General features: G+C 52.0%; 8 protein-coding genes. 5 read left to right on the forward strand and 3 right to left on the reverse strand.

Translation table 11 applies throughout. The features are described from left to right. The first annotated feature begins 134 nt into the window (after window positions 1–134). Both HMPREF9538_RS21100 and HMPREF9538_RS21095 read left to right on the forward strand, forming a co-directional pair. Window positions 135–989: a helix-turn-helix domain-containing protein gene (locus HMPREF9538_RS21100; RefSeq protein ID WP_009484314.1), complete on the forward strand. Its 855-nt coding sequence runs from the start codon at window positions 135–137 to the stop codon at window positions 987–989. Then, on the forward strand, window positions 986–1375 hold the full coding sequence (locus tag HMPREF9538_RS21095; RefSeq protein WP_009484315.1) for a PTS fructose transporter subunit IIB: 390 nt from the start codon (window positions 986–988) through the stop codon (window positions 1373–1375). Before HMPREF9538_RS21100 ends, HMPREF9538_RS21095 begins: the two co-directional genes overlap by 4 nt. Before the next feature lie 97 nt (window positions 1376–1472). Here the strand turns inward: HMPREF9538_RS21095 and HMPREF9538_RS21090 are convergent, their stop codons facing one another. Genes HMPREF9538_RS21090 through HMPREF9538_RS21080 form a run of 3 tightly spaced genes read right to left on the reverse strand, consistent with a single transcriptional unit; the run spans window position 1473 to window position 4987 of the window. Further along, on the reverse strand, window positions 1473–2213 hold the full coding sequence (locus HMPREF9538_RS21090) for a phosphatase (protein WP_009484316.1): 741 nt from the start codon (window positions 2211–2213) through the stop codon (window positions 1473–1475). A gap of 56 nt (window positions 2214–2269) precedes the next feature. Beyond that, a complete protein-coding gene (gene tkt / locus HMPREF9538_RS21085) occupies window positions 2270–4264 on the reverse strand; it encodes a transketolase (protein WP_009484317.1) in 1995 nt (664 codons plus the stop codon). Beyond that, window positions 4265–4987 carry an HAD-IA family hydrolase gene (locus tag HMPREF9538_RS21080; protein WP_228701549.1) on the reverse strand — a complete coding sequence of 241 codons (723 nt, stop codon included), beginning with the start codon at window positions 4985–4987 and terminating at the stop codon, window positions 4265–4267. It lies immediately after the preceding gene. Between the two features lie 305 nt (window positions 4988–5292). On the opposite strand from HMPREF9538_RS21080, the gene ptsP reads away from it, so the two are divergent. The 3 genes from ptsP to HMPREF9538_RS21065 form a co-directional block, all read left to right on the forward strand. Next, window positions 5293–7803, forward strand: coding sequence for a phosphoenolpyruvate--protein phosphotransferase (gene ptsP, locus HMPREF9538_RS21075; protein ID WP_023287119.1), 2511 nt, complete (start codon window positions 5293–5295; stop codon window positions 7801–7803). 60 nt (window positions 7804–7863) lie between these two features. Further along, a complete protein-coding gene (locus HMPREF9538_RS21070; RefSeq protein ID WP_009484320.1) occupies window positions 7864–8184 on the forward strand; it encodes a PTS fructose transporter subunit IIB in 321 nt (106 codons plus the stop codon). Window positions 8185–8350: 166 nt separating this feature from the next. Further along, window positions 8351–9231: PTS fructose transporter subunit IIC (locus HMPREF9538_RS21065; protein WP_032457020.1), on the forward strand; the 881-nt coding region annotated here is incomplete at its 3' end.

A 9231-nucleotide genomic window follows, 5' to 3' on the forward strand; every position in this document is an offset into this window, starting at 1 on the left:
CCCGTGGGGCGGACTTATCGTATTACCGGTAGTCAGCAACCATTTTGGCTACATCGTTTCGGTGGTCGCCGGGAGCATCACCACCGCCTTTGCGGTGAAAGTCCTGAAGACAGTTATCAAACCTCGGGCATAATATGGCTACATTTATTCAATCTATTCTCAGTGAATTCAGCGCTCAGGGCTCGATAGACAAAGGCGTCATGGTAGCTAACGGCAATACGCAGGCTCCGGCGATGGCCTACCATCTGCACGTTCCGCGCATTGAGTTGACGGTAAAGGGCACACTTCGCATGCTGCTGCCGAAAGGCGTGGACTGCATCGTGAAATATGAACGTCCGGTCGGCACCATCACCTATATCCCCGCCAATAGCTGGAACTCGCCGCTGTGGGAAAGCCCGGTTATTTGCATGTCGATAGTCTTCTGGAAGCAGGACGTCGGTTTCAGCATCAGCAACTGGGATGGCACGCAGTTTAAAGAGGTAGAGAAGTACAATCTGCAAAACTCCAGCAGTACGGTTCGCGATCGGCTTCTCGACCTGGCTGAATCGCTGGCGTGGTCGCAAGATACCACCAGCGAGACCTTTGCCCACGTGGTCTATGCGCTGCTTAACGACCTGCTGTATCAAATTACCGATGGCCTGAATAACCAGCGAGCTCCCTTCTCATTGCTGGACGAAATTAAGAGCCATATCGATAGTCACTACCACACGGACATTAGCCGGGAAAGCGTCGCCGAAACGTTTAATATTTCCCCAGGCTATCTGTCGCGTCTGTTTTCGAAGGAGTCAGACGTGAAATTTAACGAATATCTCAAGTTAGCCCGCATTTCACGTTCAAAAACGCTGCTGACCAATACCAATCTGAAAATAAACGAAGTTTCAGAAAAGTGCGGTTTCACAGATACTAACTATTTCTGCAAGGTGTTTCGCGATATCAACGACTGTACGCCGCTTGAATACCGCCGCAAAAATAAAGGAGCAAGATCATGACCACTCGTGCAACAAGAGATGAGATTCAGCCTTTCTCCAGCGAACGTAATCTGCATATTGTGGCGGTGACCGCGTGCGCGACCGGCGTGGCGCATACGTACATGGCCGCAGAACAGCTGGAAAAACTGGCGAAGCAGTATTACTTTGCGATCAAAATCGAGACTCAGGGCGTACTGGGGCTTAAGAATCCAATTACCGATAAAGATATTTTCGAGTCTGAGCTCACCATCATCGCATCCGATATTACTATCGATAATCCTTCACGCTTTGAAGGTTGCCGTATTCTGAATGTTTGTATTAATTCGCTGTTACTCAAACCAACTGAGGTTATCGCCGCCATTCGCAAGTCTTTAAATCTGCCGCGAGGCAACGTTATTGACCTGTAGGTGGTTTTCCCTGGCTCTAACAGTCCAGTCTCAAAACCGCACAGACACGCCGAACTTCCTCTCCCATTATTGGGAGAGGGTTTAACCCACAAGATTTTTAGCCAGGAAGCCCATAAAGCTCGGCTATCCGCCCCCCGCCGTGCTGTTCCAGAAACGTCAGCACTCGTCGCACAGAGGTATTCAGCACTCTTGATGCTGGAAAATCAGCCTCCACCAGCAGATGCTGACAGGCGCTAAAGTCCCCCAGAGAAAACGCGCTGTGTGAATCGCTACCCAATGAGAGAAGTCCGCCGCTGTCGCGCACGGCTGCTACAATTTTGCGACAGTTCCCCTCACTGCCCTTACGTGAATGGACGAAAGAGGCGTTATTGACCTCCAACGCCACATGACACTCCTTAGCCGCGGCCACCACCGCCGGGATATCAATCGGATACTCCGGGTTACCGGGGTGGCTGATAATATGGACCTTGCCGCTCGCTATTACTGCAATCAGCGCATCGGTATTGGTGGTGATGCCCGCAGGCGCAAACACCTGCTTATGGAATCCGGCAATCACTAAATCCAGCGACGCACGCATTTTGTCGCTGCAGTCGGTCTCACCACCAGGTTTGATATTGGCCTCAATACCGCGCAGGATCCCCACACCATCGACAACGCGCGGCAGCACACGCAAATTATTAAAGTGAAACGGATGTGGCGCATCAACCATTTCCGGGCCATGGTCGGTAATGGCGATCAGGCGAATATGTTTACGCGCCGCGGCGGCGATATAGTCATGAACCGTACTATAGGCGTGGGTGCTGGCCAGGGTATGCATATGAAGGTCGACGGGATACATGTTATCTCTCCCCTTAATGAAAAACGGCCCCTTAGCATGTAAGAGGCCGTTAAAGGTTAAGCCAGAAGCGCTTTTGCCTGCTGCAACACCACCTCAACGGTAATGCCAAACTCCTGATAAAGCTGTTCCGCCGGGGCGGACTCGCCGTAGGTCTGCATACCGATAATCGCGCCGTTCAGCCCGACATATTTAAACCAGTAATCCGCGATCCCCGCTTCCACGGCAATACGCGCAGAAACCGCCTGCGGCAACACCGCTTCACGATACGCCGCATCCTGCTTGTCGAAGACATCGGTGGACGGCATGGAGACCACCCGCGCCTTCACACCTTCAGCCGTCAGTTGCTGCCATGCGGCTACCGCCAGCTCCACCTCCGAGCCGGTCGCGATAAGGATCAGCTGCGGTTGCCCCTCGCAATTCTTCAGTACATAGCCGCCGCGCGCGATATCCTGCACCTGCTGCCAGGTCCGTTCCTGCTGGGTCAGGTTTTGCCGGGAAAAAATCAGCGCCGTAGGACCATCCTGGCGCTCAACACCATATTTCCACGCCACCGCCGACTCCACCTGATCGCAGGGACGCCAGGTGCTGAGGTTCGGCGTCATGCGCAGTGAGGCAATTTGCTCGACAGGCTGATGGGTCGGGCCATCTTCGCCCAGGCCAATAGAGTCGTGGGTGTAAACCATCACCTGACGCTGCTTCATCAGCGCCGCCATGCGCACTGCGTTGCGTGCGTATTCGACAAACATCAGGAACGTCGAGGTGTACGGCAGGAAGCCACCGTGCAGCGCAATACCGTTGGCGATAGCGGTCATACCGAACTCTCGCACGCCATAGTGAATGTAGTTCCCGGCGCTGTCTTCGTTAATCGCTTTAGACCCGGACCACAAGGTCAGGTTCGATGGAGCCAGATCCGCAGAGCCGCCGAGGAATTCCGGCAACAGTGGACCGAAGGCTTCAATCGCATTCTGCGAGGCTTTACGGCTGGCGATTTTCGCCGGTTTGGCCTGCAATTTTTCAATAAACGCCTGCGCCTTGCTGGCAAACTCTGCAGGCAGTTGCCCATTCACCCGACGGGTAAATTCATCTGCCAGCTCGGGGAACGCTTTCGCGTATGCGGCAAACTGCTGGTTCCACGCAGCCTCCTTAGCCTGCCCTGATTTGCGGGCGTCCCACTGCGAAGCTATCTCAGTGGGGATAACAAACGGTGGATACGGCCAGTCCAGCGCTTCACGCGTTGCCGCCACTTCAGCCTCGCCCAGCGGCGCGCCGTGGACATCATGAGTACCCGCTTTATGCGGAGAGCCAAAACCAATCACCGTTTTGCAGATAATTAACGTCGGCATGGTGGTAATCGACTTTGCAACATCAATCGCGGCACGAATGGATTCAGGATCATGCCCATCGACTCCGCGTACCACATGCCAGCCGTAAGCCTCAAAGCGTTTGGCGGTGTCGTCGGTGAACCATCCCTCGACGTGACCATCGATAGAGATGCCGTTATCGTCGTAGAACGCCACCAGCTTACCGAGCTTCAGCGTCCCGGCCAGGGAGCAAACTTCATGAGAAATGCCCTCCATCATGCAACCGTCGCCCATAAAGGTATATGTGAAGTGATCGACAATGTCGTGGCCCGGGCGGTTAAATTGCGCCGCGAGGGTTTTCTCGGCGATAGCCATGCCGACCGCATTGGCGATCCCCTGCCCCAGCGGCCCGGTGGTGGTTTCGACGCCCGCGGTGTAACCCACCTCTGGGTGCCCCGGCGTTTTCGAATGCAGCTGACGGAAGTTTTTCAGCTCATCAATCGGCAAATCATAGCCGGTAAGGTGCAGCAGGCTGTAGATCAGCATTGAGCCGTGACCGTTGGAGAGCACAAAACGGTCGCGGTTAGCCCACGCGGGGTTATTCGGGTTATGGTTGAGAAAATCCCGCCACAGGACTTCGGCAATATCCGCCATTCCCATCGGTGCGCCCGGATGACCGGAATTAGCTCGCTGAACGGCATCGACACTCAGCATACGGATGGCATTGGCCAGGGTTTTTCGTGATGACATTTAAAACTCCCTCTGAATCTTAAGTAAAAAATCTGCCTCGCCCTTGCGCGTTACGCGCAGGGCGAGGGAGTTATCAATGGTTTTCCAGGTATCGATATCGTGAACTACAGACTGGCGAGTCAGGACTTCAACCACCACGCACCCTGCCTGGGTGGCAGAAAGCAGACCGGCAGTGGAGTCTTCAAAAGCGAGGCAATTAGCGGGAGAAAGACCGAGTCGGGCTGCACCCGTCAGGAACGGCTCCGGATGCGGCTTGCCATGATGAATATCTTCGCTGGTCACCAGCACCGGCGGAACGGGGAAACCGGCTTGTCGGATCCGTGCTGAGGCAACCTTCAGCGACCCGGAAGTCACAATGGCCCAGGGGACCTGCAACTGCTCAAGCTGGCGGAGAAAATCAACAGCCCCGTTAACCGCAGTGATGCCGTCAGTATTGCTCGCTTCAAACTCTTCCAGCGCGAGAAATTCGTCGATGATGATCTGTTCGCTGGCATCGGGCATAAAGTGGCGCAGCGTACTCAAAGCGGGTTTACCGTGGAGATAATGGCATACCGTCCCCGGTTCCAGCCCTTTTTTAGTGGCCCATAAACTCCAGGAGGCCTCTACGAAATCCAGCGAGTTCACCAGCGTCCCGTCTAAATCCAGTAATATTCCACGAAAATGCATCGTAATTACCACAACGAAATAAATAGAGTGTGTATTATTTTGTACTCCATTACCCATGACCATTGAATAGAAAGAAAGTCACTTTAATAGCAATTACGTGACCACTGCTCACCCGTTAATAATAGTGCGGCTGCCATCACAATTACTTAAATCATCTCGCAACACACACACCACAGTAATTCCATATAATTTCATGACCTCGATCACAAAATAATAATCAGGCTTTTTTATTCAAGCAAAGGTCACTTTTTTTCTATTCAAAGATAACTGAGAACGATGAAGGATATAAAACATGAAATGCAGACACCCACATCTGCAAAGAAAATTAATTAGCCCTGGCTAAATGATTATCGGGAGCAATGATGTCAGAGATAATAACGTATCAATGTGATCTAAAGGATGGTATTCACGCCAGACCGGCGGGGTATATCGAACGGCTGTGCAATACATTTCAATCTACGGTGTGCTGGAATAATATTCGCAGCGGCATTCAGGGTAATGGTAAAAGCGCCCTCTCGATTGTCGCCACCGATACCTTACTCAACGACGCCTGTGAAATTACAATCAGCGGAAAAGATGCTGCAAACGCTGCTCAGCAGCTGAGTGCGCTGCTTAAAAAACTGCCCTCCTTCGAGGTTAGTCATGCAGATGAAGCCGCAGCGCCTGCGGGCTATCTCCCGCGTTCGCTGCGGGAGACTCAGCTCAGTTTTATTCAGGGTTCACGCATCAGCGGCGGTGTTGCCATTGCCAAACCCGTTCGTATTCAGAGCCTGTCTCTGGACGAAATGCTGGCGCGTAACCCGGGCGGTGAGTATTCCACGGAGCATCAGCAGCGTATTTTTCTGGCGGGTTTAGAGGCGCTTAAGCAAGAGAAGCAGGCTGCGCTGGAAATTAAAAAAGGCGTTGAGCACGATATTTTACAGGCGCATTTATCCATTATCACCGATGCGACCTTTCAAAGCCATATCTCCTCGGCGATTTCCGGTGGTGACAATACCTGGGATGCGGTGATTAAAGCTGCAATGGAATTCTGTGAAATTCTTAATCGCTCATCAAGCAAATACATTAAAGAGCGGACCCTGGATGTTCTCGATATTACCGGACAATTACTTACTGCGATCTATGGCCCAGGTATATTACCGCAGAACAGTCTTGAATTAACGCAACCATCGATTATTCTGGCCAACAGTCTGACACCAAGTCAATTTCTCGGGATCAATAAAGAGTTTCTTGCCGGGATGGTATTATCCGCCACGGGTAAAACGTCGCACACCGCTATCCTTGCACGTTCGCTCGGTATCCCGACTCTGACAGATATTGATTTTTCGACCCTGCAGCTGAATACAGAAATGGACATCATCATCGATGGCAATCCGGGTATTTTAATTATCGCTCCGGATGAGAAAGTCCTGCGCTATTACCAGAATGAAATTGCCGTTCAGCAGAGTATGCAGCAACAGATGCTGGCTAATGTCTATCAGGCAGCGACCACCAGCGATCATCACAGCATTGAGATAGCCGCCAATATCGCCAGCCTGGCGGAAGCCGAGGCAGCCTTCAGCAACGGCGCTGAAGGCATCGGACTATTTCGTACCGAAATGTCATTCATGGACCGTGAATCCGCACCGGACTACCACGAACTGGCTGAGCTCTACAGCCAGGTGATACAAGTTGCACAAGGGAAACCGGTTATCTTCCGCACCTTCGACATTGGCGGCGATAAACCTGTCGACTATATGAGCATCGGCGAAGAAGAAAACCCGTTTCTCGGCTTCCGGGCGGTGCGAACTTATCCGCGTTATCGCGACCTTTTCGCCATGCAGCTCAAGGCTATCCTCAGCGCCTCGGCTTTTGGCGATGCCAAAATCATGATCCCGATGATCGCCAACGTTGATGAAGTTATCTGGTGCCGTGAAGTCCTCGAAGAGGTCAAAAGTACGATGCGTGATGAAAGGTTGGCATTCAACGACAGCATCTCGCTCGGCGTGATGCTGGAGATCCCCTCCGTTATCTTCGCGATTAGCGAAATAGCGGAATACGCGGATTTCTTCAGCGTGGGCAGCAACGACCTGACGCAGTACTTTTTTGCCGCCGACCGTGGAAATACGCAGGTTGAGGCGGTATACGACAACTATTCCCCGGCATTCCTGCGCGCCATGCAGTATGCCGCCGACGAAGTCCACCGCGCGGGCAAGTGGATAGGTATCTGCGGAGAATTGGGTGCAAGCAAAGATTTTCTGCCGCTATTCGTTGGCATGGGCTTTGACGAACTCAGCATGAGCGGCACCTCGATTCCGGGTGTAAAACATGCGCTGCGCGAGCTGAGTTATGCCAAATGCCAGGGGCTGTCGCAGAACATTGTGGCGTTAAAACGTTCCGCTGATGTCAAAGCCGCGCTGCGTTCACCGGACGTAAAAGCGGTCAGCAAAATGCCGATCCTCGCCCCGGAGTTTATTCTTTGCGGACTACAGGCCAGAGATAAAAACGAAGTTATCAAAAAGATGACCGACAATCTGTGGCTGCACCATCGCACCGATAATCGGGATCAATTAACCGATGATATCTGGACCCGCGAAGACTCATTCTCCACCGCCGTGGGCTATGGCTTCGCCATTCCGCACACCAAGTCGGACCATATTCACTACTCCACCATCAGTATGGCAACCCTTGCGTCGCCCATTATGTGGGGCGATCAGGAAGTCGAAACCGTATTCATGCTCACCGTCAGTAAATCCGCCGACCCTAATGAGCATATGAAATATTTCTCCACGCTTGCCAGAAAGTTAATGAAAGAGGATTTCCGCAATGAAATAAAACAGGCCGAAAACGTCAACGTACTCTACAACCTGATGGCCAATACTCTGGCCGTATGAAATCAGGATTTATTAAGCAATGTTTAAAACCACAGCCAAATAAAAAATCAGGAGTCACTCATGAAAATTGTCGGAGTCGCAGCATGCATTACCGGAGTCGCCCACACCTATATGGCGCAGGAAGCTATCGAGCAGGAGTGCAAAAAAAGGGGTTATGACGTCAAAGTCGAGACCCAAGGCGGCATGGGAATTGAAAATGAATTAAGCGAAGATGAGATTGCCGAAGCCGATGTGGTGATTCTGGCAATTGCTATTGGTATTGAAGGCGTTGAGCGCTTTGAAGAAAAAGAAGACGCTGGACTGATTATTTCGCTGAACCCGGCAGAGGTGGTTCGCGATCCAGCAGCGATTATTGACCGGGCTGAAAAACTGGTGAAATAACCAACCCACCGGTCCTGATTTACTTTCGGCATTCGGTACCGGTGAATAATAACGTTAATTAAATTTCTGCGAACTCTTTATTTAAATTACGACGTAAATGCGTCCGGGGATGATTTCGCCTGAATATCACAATCATCTTAAAAATAAAGATTCCTGGAGGATGAAAATGTCGGAAAAAATGAAAGTCATCAAGGATGATTTAGTCAAAGCATTTAGTACCGGGGTGTCATATATGATGCCGGTGGTGGTGGTCGGCGGTATCTGTCTGGCACTCTCCCTGATTGGCGGTGAGCCGGTCGCGGGTAAAGGCATGGTGGTGACCAACCCATTCTTATTAAACCTCGGCGCTATCGGCAGCGCGGGCCTCGGGATGATGATCCCGGTGCTGGCGGCGTATATCTCCTACTCTATCGCCGGTAAGCCGGGGCTGACGCCGGGTTTAATCACCGGCTTTATGGCCAGCACGCCGCTGGGTGCAGACCATGTGGTAACCGGTTTTCTGGGGGCGATGCTGCTCGGTATTCTCAGCGGATACGTGACCAAATGGGTAAAAGGCTGGAAAGTCGGTAAGGTGCTGATGCCTGTTATGCCGATCATGATTATTCCCATCGCCTCAAGCGTCATCGTCGGCATGCTCTATCTGTATGTACTGATTGGGCCCATCGGTTTTGCCATGAAATGGCTGGTTTCCATGCTCTCACAAATGCAGGGAAGCAGCGGACTGGTACTTGGTCTGATTGTCGGTGCCATGGCGGCCTTTGATATGGGTGGCCCGGTCAATAAAACCGCGACGGCATTTACTCTCGCATTAATGGCTGAAGGTATTTATGGTCCGAACGGCGCTTACCGTGTTGCCTGTGCTATTCCGCCACTGGGCATTGCACTTTCTACTTTTATTTCACCACGTAAATGGGCTGAAGATGAAAGACGAATGGGAACCTCTGCTGCCTTTATGGGATTAATTGGTATTACCGAGGGGGCCATTCCTTTCGCCGTTAAAAACCTGAAGACCGTTCTGCCATCAATAATTATCGGCAGCGCCGTCGG

This window comes from Klebsiella sp. MS 92-3, from assembly GCF_000195655.1.
Taxonomy (GTDB): Bacteria; Pseudomonadota; Gammaproteobacteria; order Enterobacterales; family Enterobacteriaceae; genus Klebsiella; species Klebsiella pneumoniae.